This is a genomic window from Citrobacter sp. Cf072, from assembly GCF_030334485.1.
Classification (GTDB): domain Bacteria; phylum Pseudomonadota; class Gammaproteobacteria; order Enterobacterales; family Enterobacteriaceae; genus Citrobacter; species Citrobacter freundii.
The window spans coordinates 142,935-159,165 of sequence record NZ_JAOWDX010000046.1; the positions used below are offsets into that span (position 1 = coordinate 142,935).

The following is a 16,231-nucleotide window of genomic DNA, read 5'->3' on the forward strand; positions in this document are numbered from 1 at the left end:
GATTAACGTACCTTCAGCGTTGCCAGGCCAATCAGCACCAGCATCAGCGAAATAATCCAGAAGCGCACAATGACGCGCGGTTCCGGCCAGCCTTTCAGTTCATAGTGATGGTGAATCGGCGCCATACGGAAGATGCGCTGTCCGCGCAGCTTAAAGGAGCCAACCTGCAGAATGACCGACAGTGTTTCCACAACAAATACGCCGCCCATAATTACCAGCAGGAACTCTTGACGCAGCAGCACGGCAATAATGCCCAGCGCGCCACCCAGCGCCAGCGAACCGACGTCACCCATAAAGACCTGCGCCGGATAGGTGTTAAACCACAGGAAACCTAATCCCGCGCCGACAATCGCCGTACAGACGATCACCAGTTCGCCTGCATGGCGTAAATAGGGAATGTGCAGATAGTTGGCAAAGTTCATGTTACCGGTAGCCCATGCCACCAGCGCAAAACCCGCTGCTACGAACACGGTCGGCATAATCGCCAGACCATCCAGGCCATCGGTAAGATTGACCGCGTTGCCGGTCCCCACAATCACGAAGTACGCCAGCAGAACATAGAACAGACCCAGTTGCGGCATCACGTCTTTAAAGAACGGCACCACCAGCTCGGTAGCCGGGGTGTCTTTACCGGCGAGGTACAGCGCAAAGGCTACACCCAGCGCAATCACCGACATCCAGAAGTACTTCCAGCGGGCAATCAGGCCCTTGGTATCTTTGCGCACCACTTTGCGGTAGTCATCGACAAAACCGATAATGCCGTAGCCAATCAATACCACCAGCACGCACCATACGTACGGGTTCGACGGATATGCCCACAGCAGTACGGAGATAACTATCGCGGTGAGGATCATGATCCCACCCATGGTTGGCGTACCGCGTTTACTGAAGTGCGATTCCGGACCATCGTTACGTACGACCTGTCCAAAGGACATTTTTTGTAAGCGGGCAATCATGCGCGGGCCCATCCACAAAGAGATGAACAGCGCGGTCAGCAGGCTGATGATGGCGCGAAACGTCAGATAGGAAAAGACGTTAAAGCCGGAATAATATTTGACCAAATGTTCGGCCAGCCAAACTAACATGTCCCATTCTCCTGTAATGCGCGTACTACCTCTTCCATGGCGGCACTACGTGAACCCTTCACTAAAATCGTCATGACCTGATGTTCTGCAATCAATGCTTTAAGATGCGCGGCCAGCGCACTTTTATCCGCAAAATGTTCGCCAACGCCACTGGCGTCGCTAATTGCCTGACTCAGTTTTCCCGTACTCAGTACACGGTCGATGCCTGCGGCTTTCGCAGCAACACCCACCTGTACATGGCATGCTTCGCTTTCTGCACCAAGCTCTGCCATATCGCCAACGACCAGTACGCGATAGCCCGGCATTTCAGACAGCACCTGCACCGCTGCGGTCATCGAACCGACGTTCGCGTTATAGGAGTCGTCCAGCAGCAGCTGATTTTCCGCGAGTTGAATCGGGAACAGACGCCCCGGTACCGCTTGCAGATCCTTCAACCCCGCTTTGATCGCCTCGTGCGTCGCGCCTACTGCCATAGAGAGCGCCGCCGCCGCAAGGGCGTTAGCGATATTATGGCGACCCGGTAACGGCAGCAGGACATCAATGCTTCCGGTCGGCGTTTGCAGAGAAAATTCCGTGCCATGCAAGGTCACATTAACGTTGGTCGCCGAAAAGTCGCTATTGGCTGCATTCGGGGAGAAACGCCAGACTTTGCGATCGCCGATGATGCTTTGCCAGTTCAGCCAGTCGTTGTTGTCGGCATTCATAATGGCGATACCGTTCGCTGACAGACCGGTAAAAATCTCACCTTTTGCCTTCGCAACGCCCGCCAGAGAGCCGAAGCCTTCCAGGTGCGCGGCGGCCAGGTTGTTCACCAGCGCCGCTTCCGGACGCGTCAGGCCGACGGTCCAGGCGATTTCGCCCTGATGGTTGGCACCGAGCTCAATCACGGCATAGTCGTAATCGTTGTTTAAGCGCAGCAGCGTCATCGGTACACCGATGTCGTTATTCAGGTTGCCCGCGGTATATAGGGTGTTACCACACTGGCTCAGAATGGCAGCCGTCATCTCTTTGACGGACGTTTTACCGGATGAGCCGGTCAGCGCGACAACGCGCGCCGGAACCTGGGCGCGAACCCACGCAGCCAGTTCACCAAACGCCAGACGCGTATCGTTAACAATCAGCTGCGGCAGGTTGGTGTCCAACGGACGGCTGACCAACAGCGCACCGGCCCCGCTCTCTTGCGCTTTGTCTGCAAAATCATGGGCATCAAAGCGTTCGCCTTTCAGTGCCACAAACAGGCAGCCCGGCGTCACTTTACGCGTATCGGTTGTTACAGCATCAAGGGTCAGATCGGCCCCTTTCAATTCGCCACGGAGGATCTCCGCCAGTTGGCTGAGCGTTACGCTAATCATGCGATAACCCCCAGCAGACGCGCTGCCGTGACGCGGTCAGAATAATCGAGGCGCTGTGAACCAACGATCTGGTAGTCTTCATGACCTTTACCGGCCACCAGCACCACATCATTTTCTTTCGCCTGCATAATGGCGTTTGTCACCGCTTCTGCGCGACCTTCCATCACCTTCGCCTGCCCGGCATCCAGCATCCCCGCCAGAATGTCGTTAATAATGGCGCGCGGCTCTTCGGTACGCGGGTTGTCATCAGTCACCACGACAACATCTGCAAACTGCTCGGCAATTGCGCCCATCAACGGACGTTTGCCTTTATCGCGATCGCCGCCGCAGCCAAAGACGCACCACAGTTTGCCAGTACAGTGCAAACGTGCCGCCTGTAGCGCTTTTTCCAGCGCATCTGGCGTATGGGCGTAATCAACAACCACGGTGGTTTTACCCGGCGCACTGAACACTTCCATACGCCCGCAAACCGGCTGCAATTGTGTCGCCGTTTTCAGTAAATCAGCTAACGGATAGCCCAGTGCCAGCAGCGTTGCCAGCGCCAGCAGCAGATTGCTGACGTTAAACGCCCCCATCAACCGGCTTTCAATTTCACCGTCGCCCCATGAGGAGGTAAAACGAATCGTTGCCCCGCTGTCGTGATACTTCACGTCAATCGCTTTTAACCAACGACCGTGACAGTTCGGGTTGATGTGGTCTTCCATCGAAACGGCAACCGCATCCGGGAGTTTCGCCAGCCAGCGACGACCGACTTCATCATCCGCATTGACGATGGCCTGACCGCAATGGTGCGTGGAATACAGCAGCCATTTCGCGGCTTCGTAATGTTCCATGTCGCCGTGGTAGTCGAGATGGTCACGGCTTAAGTTAGTAAATACTGATGCGGCAAACTTCAGCGCCGCCACGCGATGCTGAACCAGACCGTGTGAAGAGACTTCCATCGCGCCAACCGTTGCGCCCTGCGCAACCAGCCCCGCCAGCACATGCTGGACATCAACGGCTGAACCGGTGGTATTTTCCGTCGGGATCACTTTGCCCAGCAGGCCATTGCCTACTGTTCCCATCACCGCGCTGGTTTCGCCAAGCAGTTGGCTCCACTGTGCCAGCAGTTGGGTGGTGGTGGTTTTACCGTTAGTCCCGGTCACACCGACCAGACGCATTTTCTCAGAAGGCTCGTGGTAAAAACGGCCTGCCAGTGCAGATAAACGTTCGTTAAGCTGACTAAGATAGATGACCGGAACGCCGTGCATTTCACGGATTTCACCATCAGTAGCTTCATCTTTCGCTTCTGCAATAATGGCAGCCACACCTTGCGCTATCGCCTGCGGGATATACCGACGCCCGTCCGCCTGATGACCTAATACTGCGACAAAGAGATCGCCCGATGCAGCCACACGGCTGTCAAGCGTCATCTCCCGCAGTGCTCGCTCCGGTGCACCCGGCACCCATGGAGCAAGAAGGTCGCGCAAATTACGATCTGCCACCTGTTGCCTCGCCTTGATTATTCACAAATTCATTTTTATCGCCCGTTGTCAGCGCATCCGGCTCGATGTTCATGGTACGCAGTACGCCGCCCATGATGGCACCAAAGACCGGCGCGGAAACGGCGCCACCGTAGTATTTACCCGCCTGCGGATCGTTGATAACAACAACCAGCGCGAAGCGCGGCTGACTCGCAGGCGCAACACCTGCGGTATAAGCAATGTATTTGTTGATGTAGCGGCCATCCGGCCCTACTTTTTTCGCTGTACCGGTTTTAATGGCGATACGATAACCTTTAATCGCCGCTTTCACGCCGCCGCCGCCGGGCAACGCCACGCTTTCCATCATGTGCACCACGGTACGCACGGTCGCTTCCGGGAAGATACGCTCGCCCGGAACTGGAGGGTCAACTTTAGTAATCGACAGTGGACGATAAACGCCGTAACTGCCGATCGTTGCATAGACTCGCGCTAACTGTAACGGCGTTACCATTAGCCCGTAGCCGAAAGAGAAGGTGGCCCTCTCTATGTCAGACCACCGTTGTTTTTGAGGATATAAGCCACTGCGTTCTCCGACCAACCCCAAATTGGTCGCTTTTCCCAGCCCAAAACGTGAGTAAGTATCTACTAACGCTGAGGACGGCATCGCTAACGCCAGCTTGGAAACACCGACGTTACTCGACTTCTGCAAAACCCCGGTGAGGGTTAATTCGCTATAACGTGCCACGTCTTTGATTTCGTGGCCATTAATTCGGTAAGGGATAGTGTTGAGGACCGTATTTTCGCGTACCACACCGCGCTGCAGCGCGGTCATCACCACCATCGGTTTAACGGTAGAACCCGGTTCAAACACGTCGGTAATGGTGCGGTTACGCATCGCGTCTTTTGGCGTACCGGTGAGATTGTTCGGGTTGTAGGACGGACTGTTGGCCATTGCCAGCACTTCACCGGTGTTCACATCCACCAGTACCGCACTGCCTGACTCCGCCTTGTTGAACGCCACGGCGTTATTCAGTTCACGGTAGACCAGTGCCTGTAAACGCTCATCAATGCTCAACGCGAGGTTATGCGCCGCCTGGCTGTCGGTAGAGGAGATATCTTCAATGACGCGACCATACCGGTCTTTACGTACAATACGCTCGCCCGGTTGTCCGGTGAGCCACTTGTCGAAGCTCTTCTCAACGCCTTCAATGCCCTGGCTGTCGACGTTCGTAAAACCGATGAGGTGAGCAGTCACTTCCCCGGAAGGGTAGTAACGGCGGGATTCTTCGCGCAGATGGATACCTGGCAGCTTCAGTTTTTTGATGTAATCAGCCATGTCAGGGTTTACCTGACGCGCCAGATAGATAAAGCGCCCTTTCGGGTTGGCGTTAATGCGGGAAGCCAGTTGATCGAGCGGGAGATTCAGCGCGGTTGACAGCGCTCTCCAGCGTTCGCCAACGCTCACTCCGCCGGCATCATGTACTTCTTTCGGGTCGGCCCATATAGCTTTAACCGGAACGCTCACCGCCAGCGGACGACCAGAGCGGTCGGTAATCATTCCGCGCGATGTAGACACTTCCTGGACGCGTAGAGAGCGCATATCACCCTGACGCACCAGCATGTCCGGCGCGATGATTTGCAGCCAGGCAACGCGACCCAGCAGAAAACCCAGTGCCAGCAAAATACAGCCGCACAGTAACGCAAAACGCCAACTGATAAAGTTGGCTTGTTCTTCCTGGCGTTTTGGTTTGTGCGTTTTTGCCGCTGCTTTCATGCGTCGCGTTTATCCTTATTTTTGTACTACGATATTTTCTTGTGAGGGATCGACATGCTGCATTTGCAGCTTTTCCGTTGCGATCCGTTCAACACGGCTATGGTCGCCGAGCGCGTTCTCCTCAAGGATCAAGTTACGCCATTCGATATCCAGCGCATCTCGCTCCAGGACCAGCTGCTCACGCTGCGCAGTCAGTAACCGCGTATGGTGCGCTGTTGTCACGACGGTAACCGCCGTCAAAATAATGCAAATGAACAGGCAGAGTGGCAGCTTCCCAAACCGCAAAAGATCGTCACCGATCACGCCAGGCAAGGCATGGCGCTCGTTGCTTCCTATCGATCCTTTAACTTTGCTGAGGGCTTCTGTCACTCTGCTGATCATGCGTTCGTCCTCTCTGCAATACGCAGAACTGAACTACGGGCACGAGGATTCTCAGCGACCTCTTCTTCACCCGGCATCATCTTGCCTAGTGCTCTTAACTCACGGCCGCCCAGTTTTTTGATCTGCGCTTCGGTCATCGGTATTCCAGCCGGTACCTGAGGACCACGGCTTTGTTCACGCATAAAGCGTTTCACAATGCGGTCTTCAAGCGAATGGAAACTGATGATCGAAAGGCGACCACCTGGAGCCAGCACGCTGAGCGAGCTTTTTAGCGCCTGCTCTATCTCCTCCAGTTCACTGTTCACCCAAATGCGCACCGCCTGGAAGGTACGGGTCGCGGGATGTTTGAATTTGTCCTTCACCGGCATTGCCGCCGCAATAACTTCCGCCAGTTCTTTGGTGCGGGTCATCGGTTCGATGCGGTTACGCTCCACGATGGCTCGGGCAATGCGTTTGCCGAAGCGCTCTTCGCCAAAGGTTTTAATCACCCAGGCAATGTCTGCTTCATCGGCGGTTTGCAGCCATTCGGCCGCTGACTGACCGCGTGTTGGGTCCATACGCATATCTAACGGACCGTCACGCATAAACGAAAAACCGCGCTCTGCGTCATCGAGCTGCGGTGAAGAAACGCCCAGATCGAGAAGAATCCCGTCGATCTTACCGGTCAGTCCACGCTCGGCGACATAGTCAGCCAGCGCAGAGAAAGGTCCATGTACGATGGAGAAGCGAGGATCGGTAATCGTTTTAGCAACGGCAATAGCCTGCGGATCGCGATCGATTGCCAGTAAACGCCCCTCTTCGCCAAGCTGGGAGAGGATCAGACGTGAGTGACCACCGCGACCAAATGTCCCGTCAATGTAGATGCCGTCTGGACGAATATTCAGGCCGTTTACGGCTTCATCCAGCAACACCGTTGTATGTTTATAATTTTCCGTCATTTTATAGAGACAAATCCTGCAATCGTTCCGACAACGCGCCAGTAACAGACTGCTCAGCGTCGATATCTTCCTTGACCTGTTGATACCAGGTCGTTTCATCCCACAGCTCAAACTTATTGAACTGCCCAACCAGCATCACTTCTTTCGTTAGCCCTGCGTGTTGCCGCAGAATAGGCGCTATCAGTAATCGACCAGCGTTATCCATCTGACATTCGCTGGCATGACCCAACAATAAGCGCTGTACGCGACGCTCAACTGGATTCATGCTCGACAGACGCGATAGCTTCTGCTCGATTATTTCCCATTCAGGCAGGGGGTACAGCAGCAGGCACGGGTGATGGATGTCAATGGTGCAAACCATTTGACCGGTAGCGCTCTCAAGCAGTTGATCCCGATAACGGGTAGGCACGGATAAGCGCCCTTTACTGTCGAGATTAACTAACGTTGCTCCCCGGAACATGCCAGTCTCACCCCCGATTACCACTTTATCCCACAAATTCCCACTTAAAGGAGTTTACGGAGCGGAGGAAAACCTTGTCAAGCAAGTCGCGGCGCTTAGCGGAGCAAAAAACCCATTGTTTACGGCTAATATCAGCGTTGAACAAAATCCGTACAGCAAACGAAGCAAATTAACGTCATGAATATTTGTAAGAAAAAAATCCAACAACTCATCATTGTTTAAAACAACTGAATATCATCAGAAGAAAATATAAAGTGTCAGTTTGCGACGCGAGCGGCATTTTAGGACAATATGCAGCGAGTTAACAGTACCAGTTAATCGGTCTGTACGCCGCGCAGGACCAAGGTAAGCACCAGATGGCCGCAATACGAGAGCAAAGTGTTTGTTAATTCGGCAAATCCACACATGCATGTAACAAAATAATACAACCGTAACGCGCCGTTACGTATCAATAACCCAAAAATGGATAGTTGCATTTTTAATTCGGGGTATTTCAAGAATACATTTCAGATAATTCTAAAGAATATTCTTAAATATAATGCGGTTATTTCTGAGAATAGAAAAACTGAAGACGTCAGAGGCTTATCCCGCCGACGTCATCAATTGAGGAAACTTAGTTACGGCTGAGAATACCGCGACGGTACAGATTACGCCGTATACGCGTTAAACCTGGCTTTGGTTTACGCGGTTCGTCCAGGCTTGCCAGTACAATCTCCAGCACGCGTTCCGCGACATCACGATGGCGCTGTGCCACTGCCAGTACAGGGCACTGCAGGAAGTCGAGCAGTTCGTGATCGCCAAAAGTCGCAATCGCTAAATCAGACGGCAACTGCCCATCACGACGCAGGGTCACATCCATCACCCCCTGCAACAGGGCAAACGACGTGGTAAACAACGCCTGAGGCATTGGGTGCGTTTCCAGCCATTTATCAAACAGCTGCGCTGCAGCTTCCCGCTCATAGCTGTTGGCGTACAGGAAATGGACTTCACGCGGATCGTCCTTCCACGCGGTACGAAAACCCTGTTCGCGCAGGAAACTGACGGATAATTCAGGAAGCGCGCCCAGATAGAGGACGGTTTCAGCAGGGAATTTGCGTAACTCTTCCGCCAGCATTTCCGCATCATCCTGATCTGCACCCACAACGCTGGTAAAATGTTCGCGATCCAGTGCACGATCCAGCGCCACAATCGGGAATGAACTGTTTGCCCAGCGTTGGTAGAACGGATGTTCAGGCGGCAAGGAAGTCGACACAATAATGGCATCGACCTGGCGCTGTAAAAGATGCTCAATACAGCGCATTTCGTTATCTGGCTGATCTTCAGAGCAGGCAATCAACAGCTGATACCCACGTTGACGCGCCTGGCGCTCCAGATAGTTTGCGATCCGGGTATAGCTCGTGTTCTCAAGATCCGGGATCACCAGCCCGATAGAACGTGTGCGTCCAGCACGCAGCCCGGCCGCCACGGCATTCGGGTGGTAATTATGCTCGCGCACCACCGCCATGACTTTTTCAACCGTTTTGTCGCTTACGCGATATTGCTTTGCTTTGCCATTAATAACGTAGCTTGCAGTCGTTCGCGAAACGCCGGCCAACCGAGCGATTTCATCCAGTTTCACAATTGCCCCTTGCGTAAAATGTACAAACCATAACCTTTGTGATGGCATGGGTTAAATTTATTAACATCTAAGCGCAGAATAATGACTCCGGCAACCGCTTTTGTCTCTGGTTACCGCTGATTTCGCAAAAAAAAGCCCAACCTGAGTCGTTGGGCTTGCGAATTAAGAACCCGATCATGATTAACGCATGATTTTATCGCCACGGGAAAGGCCCACCACGCCGGAGCGAGCAACTTCCACAATTTTAGCGACTTCACGCAGCGTTGCCAGAAACGCATCCAGCTTATCGCTGGTGCCCGCCAGTTGTACGGTGTAGATAGACGGCGTGACATCTATGATTTGCCCGCGGAAAATCTCCGTGTTGCGTTTCACTTCTTCCCGGCCATAACCGCTGGCCTGGATTTTCACCAGCATGATTTCTCGTTCAACGTGAGCGCCCTGCCCCAGCTCGCTAACGCGCAGAACATCCACCAGTTTGTGGAGCTGCTTTTCGATCTGCTCAAGGACTTTCTCATCCCCTACCGTCTGAATCGTCATCCGCGATAAGGTCGGATCGTCGGTCGGCGCGACGGTCAGGCTTTCAATGTTGTAACCACGCTGGGCGAAGAGGCCAATCACACGCGATAATGCACCTGACTCGTTTTCAAGCAATACTGATAATATCCGGCGCATAATCAGGTCCTCTCCGTTTTGCTTAACCACATTTCATCCATCCCACCCCCACGAATCTGCATCGGGTAGACATGTTCACTACCGTCGACGGTGACATCGACAAACACCAGACGATGGTTACGCACATGTTCCAGCGCTTCGCCCAGCTTGCTCTCAAGTTCTTCAGGCCGATTAATCTGGATACCGATATGCCCATAAGCCTCAGCAAGGCGCACGAAATCGGGCAGCGACTGCATGTAAGACTGTGAGTGACGCCCGGAGTAGATCATGTCCTGCCACTGTTTGACCATGCCGAGATAACGGTTGTTAAGGTTGAGTACCAGCACCGGCAGTTCATATTGCAGCGCCGTCGACAGTTCCTGGATATTCATCTGAATGCTGCCATCCCCGGTGACGCACACTACCGTTTCATCCGGCAAAGCCATTTTCACCCCTAACGCCGCAGGTAAACCGAATCCCATAGTGCCGAGGCCGCCTGAGTTAATCCAGCGACGCGGTTTATCAAACGGATAGTAAAGTGCGGCAAACATCTGGTGCTGGCCAACGTCAGAAGTCACATACGCCTCCCCTTTCGTCAGACGCCAGATGGTTTCAATCACCGCCTGCGGCTTAATACTTTCGCTTTGCGTGTCGTATTTCAGACACTGACGGGCGCGCCAGTGCTCAATCTGTTGCCACCAGTCACGATTATCATCCAGCGGCTGCTGAGATTTCTCCTGCTCCAGTAGTTCGAGCATCTGATCCAGCACCAAGCGGGCATCCCCCACAATCGGAATATCCGCAGTAACGGTTTTGGAAATAGAGGTCGGATCGATATCGATATGCAGCACGGTCGCATTCGGACAATATTTTGCCAGGTTATTCGTCGTTCGATCGTCAAAGCGAACGCCGACAGCAAAGATCACATCGGAATGATGCATGGTCATATTGGCTTCGTAAGTACCGTGCATGCCCAACATGCCCAGCGCCTGACGATGCGTGGCCGGAAACGCGCCCAACCCCATGAGCGAGGAGACAACCGGCAGATTCAGCGCTTCAGCAATCTGAGCTAACTGCTCATGGCAAGCGGCATTGACCGCGCCACCGCCCACATAGACAACCGGTTTCTTCGCCGCGACCAGCGTCTGCAACGCCCGTTTTATCTGTCCTTTATGTCCCGTCGTCGTCGGATTATACGAGCGCATACTCACCGAGTCCGGCCAGCTATAAGGCAGTTTCTTCGCCGGATTCAGAATATCCTTCGGCAAATCCACCACCACTGGCCCCGGACGACCGCTTGCTGCCAGCCAGAAGGCTTTTTTCAGCACCTGCGGGATATCTTCCGTTTGTTTGACCAGGAAGCTATGTTTCACCACCGGGCGGGATATACCTACCATGTCGCACTCCTGGAAGGCATCGTAGCCAATCAGCGACGTTGCGACCTGTCCGGAGAGGATCACCAGCGGAATGGAATCCATGTAAGCCGTTGCGATCCCGGTAATCGCGTTGGTCGCCCCCGGCCCGGAGGTGACCAATACGACCCCCACTTCTCCCGTGGCACGCGCAAGGCCATCAGCCATATGTACCGCCGCTTGTTCATGGCGGACCAGCACATGATCAATACCGCCGACCGTATGCAGGGCATCATAAATATCGAGGACGGCCCCCCCGGGATAACCGAATACCTGCTTCACACCCTGATCGATGAGCGATCGGACGACCATCTCGGCTCCAGACAACATCTCCATGGCTTGCCTCACTCTTATAATGAATTGCGGTTTAACAACACATTAACCGCTGACGATGACGCATGGCAATTGACTCCGAAGGGGTGGCACTGGAATAAATAAGAATAAAAAGGAGGAAAGACGCGAATAAACGGAGAATTAAACCAGCATAAGCAATCAGTATGATAAATAATCGCTTAAAAATGGGAACTTACAGCAATTACTCTATTTTTTGACACTTTTGGACAGACGTAAAAAATAGAGTTCAGCATAAAATTTCAGTTATAAAGTTAAAAGCAGAATAAACAGGATGCGCCGTCCGGTTTACTCTGCTAAATGCTACTGCTTACAAACGGAGACTAACAACTCTTCCATCCATTGATGTCCTTTATCCCGGCCTGCGGCTTCATGCCATGAAAGATAGCATGTGCGGCTGTTCAATTTTAACGGTAAAGGCAAGATCTGTAGTTCTAAAGAATCGGCAAATTCTTCTGCTAACCAACGTGGCGCAATAGAGACCAAATGCGTTTGCGACACAATATTAAGAACGCTAATTAATGCCATGCCCTGATAAGCCACGGAGGACTGTTTATCCGGTGTGTCATACCACGGTTGGCTGAATGATGCGAAGCGATCAAGTGACACCACCGCATGCTGTTCATTATAGACATTGCTTTCCAGTAAAGGACCACTAATGCGCGGATGCTTTTTACTTGCCACTAACACCATTTCGTCATTGAATAACGGAATACTGGTAAATTCAGGACGTCGGAACTCTTCATAGCTAATAACAAATTCAGTTTCCTGGTAACGTAATTGGTGCTCTGTATTTTGATTGAGTGAAGATTTAAATACGACATGAATGTTTGGTGCAACTTGCTCAACCCTATTATAAATCAACGAGGTCAGAATATTATCCAATGGGCTGCATACGCAAAGATTGAATACGCGCTCGCTGCTGGCTGGCTCAAAACCCGATCCAGGCAGTTCATTCTGCACTAATTGCAATGCCTGGCGAACAGAACCAAATAGCTGGAAGGCTCTTGCTGTCGGCTGGATACCGCGTCCATAACGAACAAAAAGCTCATCATTAAACATAATTTTCAGGCGCGCGACCGCATTACTGACAGCAGGTTGCGACATCCCCAAAGTATGCGCGGCACGGGTAATGTTTTGTTCTTGCATCACCGCATCAAAGACGGTTAATAAATTAAGATCAACCATGCGAAGCTGTGGTTTCCCAATATCTATAATATTTGTTTTATCTGTTATTTTTACTTCTGGCATATTTAACTCCACTGTCACTCTAAACTCCCTTTTCCCAGACGGAGTGAAGAAATAATCTCCGTTAATATGATTTACCATACATATAAGATGAGAAAAAGAAAAAACATTAAAATTAGGAAAACATAAAGGCACAAACCTAAATGAACAAAAGACCAATGCGATCGCAGTGTGGCAGTGTCACTGCACGGTGATTCATATGTTTAAATTTCAAAAACAATATAACCATAAGCATGGCGAATATACAATCATACGTATCGTGAATGTGCATTTAAGTTTTAATTAAATGTTTATATTATTAATACATTAAAAGTTAACATTAATTTATCAATTTTGTGGTGTCACACCACCCATAGCCATTCATAATTACTATAAAAACAGATAAATCATTAAGATATGAAATTCCAAGAGCGACTATTCCTTCAGTTCGCCGTTACAATAAATGCAAATAACTATGCTCAAATATGTCAAACCATGAAAATTATGTACAACCATCAACTGATTAATTTTATGTACCCCGAAAAATTCAGCACAATTCGCTTAAGTTTTGCAGAAACTTCCCCCCTCTAACGAGGCATTTGCTGGAGTGAGGGTTGACATCAGTCTTCATATCCAGTACCACTAAAAGCATATCGCATTCGCCTGGAGCTTAATTGATGACTTACATTGCTCGTTTCAACGGTCTACTACTACTAAACGCATCTTCGTTGCGCGGTAGACTGGTGGACGACATTCAGCATTAAGTCAGCTCCAGTTAAGACAAAAAACCCGCGCCGTTGCGCGGGTTTTTTTATGCTCGAAGCAAGGCGCTCTAAGAAACCAAGGACCTAAACCATGAGCCAGCAAGTCATTATTTTCGATACCACCTTACGCGATGGTGAACAGGCGTTACAGGCAAGCCTGAGTGTGAAAGAAAAACTGCAGATTGCGCTGGCCCTTGAGCGTATGGGCGTTGACGTGATGGAAGTGGGTTTCCCCGTTTCTTCACCGGGCGACTTTGAGTCAGTTCAGACTATCGCTCGTCAGGTTAAAAACAGCCGCGTTTGTGCCTTAGCTCGCTGCGTAGAAAAAGATATCGACGTTGCCGCAGAATCTCTGAAAGTCGCTGAGGCTTTCCGTATTCATACGTTTATCGCCACCTCGCCGATGCACATCGCGACGAAATTACGCAGTACGCTGGATGAGGTCATTGAGCGCGCGGTCTACATGGTTAAGCGTGCGCGTAATTATACCGATGACGTGGAGTTCTCCTGCGAAGATGCAGGCCGTACCCCTATCGCCGATTTGGCTCGCGTGGTTGAAGCTGCCATTAACGCGGGAGCCAAAACCATTAACATCCCCGATACCGTCGGTTACACCATGCCTTTCGAATTTGGGGCAATCATTTCTGGCCTGTATGAACGCGTACCAAATATCGATAAAGCCATCATCTCCGTACACACCCATGATGATTTAGGTTTGGGCGTAGGCAACGCACTGGCAGCCGTTCACGCCGGAGCGCGTCAGGTGGAGGGCGCGATGAACGGTATCGGCGAACGCGCCGGTAACTGCTCACTGGAAGAAGTGATCATGGCGATCAAAGTGCGTAAAGATATCCTGAATGTACAGACCCGCATCAATCACCAGGAGATCTGGCGCACCAGTCAATTAGTCAGCCAAATCTGCAACATGCCTATTCCGGCTAACAAAGCCATTGTCGGTAGCGGCGCCTTTGCCCACTCTTCCGGCATCCATCAGGACGGTGTACTGAAAAATCGTGAAAACTACGAAATCATGACGCCTGAATCCATCGGCCTGAACCAGGTACAGCTGAACCTGACGTCCCGTTCCGGACGTGCCGCGGTGAAACACCGTATGGACGAGATGGGATATAAAGAAAATGAATACAGCCTGGACAACCTGTACGACGCATTCCTGAAACTGGCGGACAAAAAAGGTCAGGTATTTGATTACGACCTGGAAGCGCTGGCCTTCATCAATAAACAGCAGGAAGAACCGGAGCATTTCCGTCTGGATTACTTCAGCGTGCAGTCCGGCTCAAACGATATCGCCACCGCCTCCGTCAAGCTGGCCTGCGGTGAAGAAGTCAAAGCCGAAGCGGCGAACGGTAACGGTCCGGTCGATGCCATTTATCAGGCAATCAACCGTGTAACTGAGTACAACGTCGAACTGGTGAAATACAGCCTGACCGCCAAAGGGCACGGTAAAGATGCGCTGGGTCAGGTGGATATCGTTGCCAACTATAATGGTCGTCGTTTCCACGGCGTCGGTCTGGCGACAGATATCGTCGAATCTTCCGCTAAAGCAATGGTTCATGTGCTGAACAACATCTGGCGCGCCGAAGAAGTCGAAAAAGAATTGCAACGCAAAGCTCAGAACAACGAGAACAACAAGGAAACCGTGTGATGTCGAAGAATTATCATATTGCTGTTTTGCCGGGTGACGGTATTGGCCCGGAAGTGATGGCGCAAGCCCTGAAGGTACTGGACGCAATCCGCAACCGCTTTAACATGCGCATTACCACCAGCCACTACGACGTGGGTGGTGCCGCTATCGATAACCACGGTCAGCCGCTGCCGCCTGCAACGGTTGAAGGCTGTGAACAAGCTGACGCCATTCTGTTTGGCTCCGTTGGCGGCCCGAAATGGGAAAATCTGCCGCCAAACCAGCAGCCAGAGCGTGGCGCGCTGCTGCCATTGCGTAAGCACTTCAAATTATTCAGCAATCTGCGCCCAGCTAAGCTCTATCAGGGTCTGGAAGCGTTTTGCCCTCTGCGCGCAGATATTGCCGCGAACGGTTTCGACATCCTGTGCGTACGCGAACTGACTGGCGGAATTTACTTCGGTCAACCAAAAGGCCGCGAAGGCAGCGGACAACATGAAAAAGCCTTTGATACCGAGGTTTATCACCGTTTCGAGATCGAACGTATTGCGCGTATCGCGTTTGAATCCGCCCGTAAACGTCGCCGTAAAGTCACGTCGATTGATAAAGCTAACGTACTGCAAACGTCTATTCTGTGGCGCGAAATCGTCAATGAAATTGCTAATGAATACCCAGACGTTGAACTGGCGCATATGTACATCGACAACGCGACGATGCAATTGATCAAAGATCCTTCCCAGTTCGACGTGTTGCTGTGCTCTAACCTGTTTGGCGACATTCTGTCTGACGAGTGCGCCATGATCACCGGTTCAATGGGCATGTTACCGTCCGCCAGCCTGAATGATCAGGGCTTCGGTTTGTACGAGCCTGCTGGCGGCTCCGCTCCTGACATCGCCGGGAAAAACATTGCCAACCCTATCGCCCAAATCCTGTCGCTGGCGCTGCTGCTGCGCTACAGCCTGGATGCCAATGATGCGGCAACCGCAATTGAGAGCGCCATCAACCGCGCATTAGAAGAAGGCATCCGCACCGGTGACTTAGCCCGTGGCGCTGCCGCAGTCAGTACCGATGAAATGGGCGACATCATTGCCCGTTACGTCGCAGAAGGGGTGTAAT

At 51.9% G+C, this 16,231-nt stretch carries 14 protein-coding genes; 3 read left to right on the forward strand and 11 right to left on the reverse strand.

What is annotated here, in order from left to right:
• Positions 1-2 precede the first annotated feature (2 nt).
• The 11 genes from mraY to leuO all read right to left on the reverse strand — a co-directional run bounded on the left by mraY (position 3) and on the right by leuO (position 12,736).
• The gene (gene mraY / locus OGX66_RS17860; RefSeq protein ID WP_286512020.1) at positions 3-1,085 is read right to left on the reverse strand and encodes a phospho-N-acetylmuramoyl-pentapeptide-transferase; all 1,083 of its coding nucleotides are present in this window, start codon (positions 1,083-1,085) and stop codon (positions 3-5) included.
• Positions 1,079-2,437, reverse strand: a complete 1,359-nt coding sequence (murF, locus tag OGX66_RS17865; protein ID WP_088902744.1) for a UDP-N-acetylmuramoyl-tripeptide--D-alanyl-D-alanine ligase — start codon at positions 2,435-2,437, stop codon at positions 1,079-1,081. Before murF ends, mraY begins: the two co-directional genes overlap by 7 nt.
• On the reverse strand, positions 2,434-3,921 hold the full coding sequence (gene murE, locus OGX66_RS17870; protein ID WP_044712931.1) for a UDP-N-acetylmuramoyl-L-alanyl-D-glutamate--2,6-diaminopimelate ligase: 1,488 nt from the start codon (positions 3,919-3,921) through the stop codon (positions 2,434-2,436). Before murE ends, murF begins: the two co-directional genes overlap by 4 nt.
• On the reverse strand, positions 3,908-5,674 hold the full coding sequence (gene ftsI, locus OGX66_RS17875) for a peptidoglycan glycosyltransferase FtsI (protein ID WP_003018783.1): 1,767 nt from the start codon (positions 5,672-5,674) through the stop codon (positions 3,908-3,910). Before ftsI ends, murE begins: the two co-directional genes overlap by 14 nt.
• 15 nt (positions 5,675-5,689) lie before the next feature.
• Entirely contained in the window at positions 5,690-6,055 is a 366-nt protein-coding gene (ftsL, locus tag OGX66_RS17880) for a cell division protein FtsL (protein WP_000625651.1), read from the reverse strand.
• Positions 6,052-6,993 carry a 16S rRNA (cytosine(1402)-N(4))-methyltransferase RsmH gene (gene rsmH, locus OGX66_RS17885; protein ID WP_003018789.1) on the reverse strand — a complete coding sequence of 314 codons (942 nt, stop codon included), beginning with the start codon at positions 6,991-6,993 and terminating at the stop codon, positions 6,052-6,054. The genes ftsL and rsmH overlap by 4 nt, the downstream gene beginning before the upstream one ends.
• 1 nt (position 6,994) lies before the next feature.
• Entirely contained in the window at positions 6,995-7,453 is a 459-nt protein-coding gene (gene mraZ, locus OGX66_RS17890; protein ID WP_003018792.1) for a division/cell wall cluster transcriptional repressor MraZ, read from the reverse strand.
• 613 nt (positions 7,454-8,066) lie between these two features.
• Positions 8,067-9,071: a catabolite repressor/activator gene (gene cra, locus OGX66_RS17895; protein WP_003018794.1), complete on the reverse strand. Its 1,005-nt coding sequence runs from the start codon at positions 9,069-9,071 to the stop codon at positions 8,067-8,069.
• Between the two features lie 180 nt (positions 9,072-9,251).
• Positions 9,252-9,743: an acetolactate synthase small subunit gene (gene ilvN / locus OGX66_RS17900; protein ID WP_003829566.1), complete on the reverse strand. Its 492-nt coding sequence runs from the start codon at positions 9,741-9,743 to the stop codon at positions 9,252-9,254.
• A 2-nt stretch (positions 9,744-9,745) separates the two neighbouring features.
• Positions 9,746-11,470, reverse strand: a complete 1,725-nt coding sequence (gene ilvI / locus OGX66_RS17905; RefSeq protein ID WP_003845729.1) for an acetolactate synthase 3 large subunit — start codon at positions 11,468-11,470, stop codon at positions 9,746-9,748.
• A 318-nt stretch (positions 11,471-11,788) separates the two neighbouring features.
• Entirely contained in the window at positions 11,789-12,736 is a 948-nt protein-coding gene (leuO, locus tag OGX66_RS17910; RefSeq protein ID WP_003837423.1) for a transcriptional regulator LeuO, read from the reverse strand.
• A 653-nt stretch (positions 12,737-13,389) separates the two neighbouring features.
• Here leuO and leuL point away from each other — a divergent pair.
• From leuL to leuB, 3 genes are all read left to right on the forward strand, one after another.
• Positions 13,390-13,476, forward strand: coding sequence for a leu operon leader peptide (leuL, locus tag OGX66_RS17915; protein WP_048998978.1), 87 nt, complete (start codon positions 13,390-13,392; stop codon positions 13,474-13,476).
• Between the two features lie 91 nt (positions 13,477-13,567).
• Positions 13,568-15,139, forward strand: a complete 1,572-nt coding sequence (gene leuA / locus OGX66_RS17920) for a 2-isopropylmalate synthase (RefSeq protein WP_003837421.1) — start codon at positions 13,568-13,570, stop codon at positions 15,137-15,139.
• Complete coding sequence (leuB, locus tag OGX66_RS17925) at positions 15,139-16,230, forward strand: 3-isopropylmalate dehydrogenase (protein WP_003837420.1); 1,092 nt, start codon at positions 15,139-15,141, stop codon at positions 16,228-16,230. Before leuA ends, leuB begins: the two co-directional genes overlap by 1 nt.
• Position 16,231 lies beyond the last annotated feature (1 nt).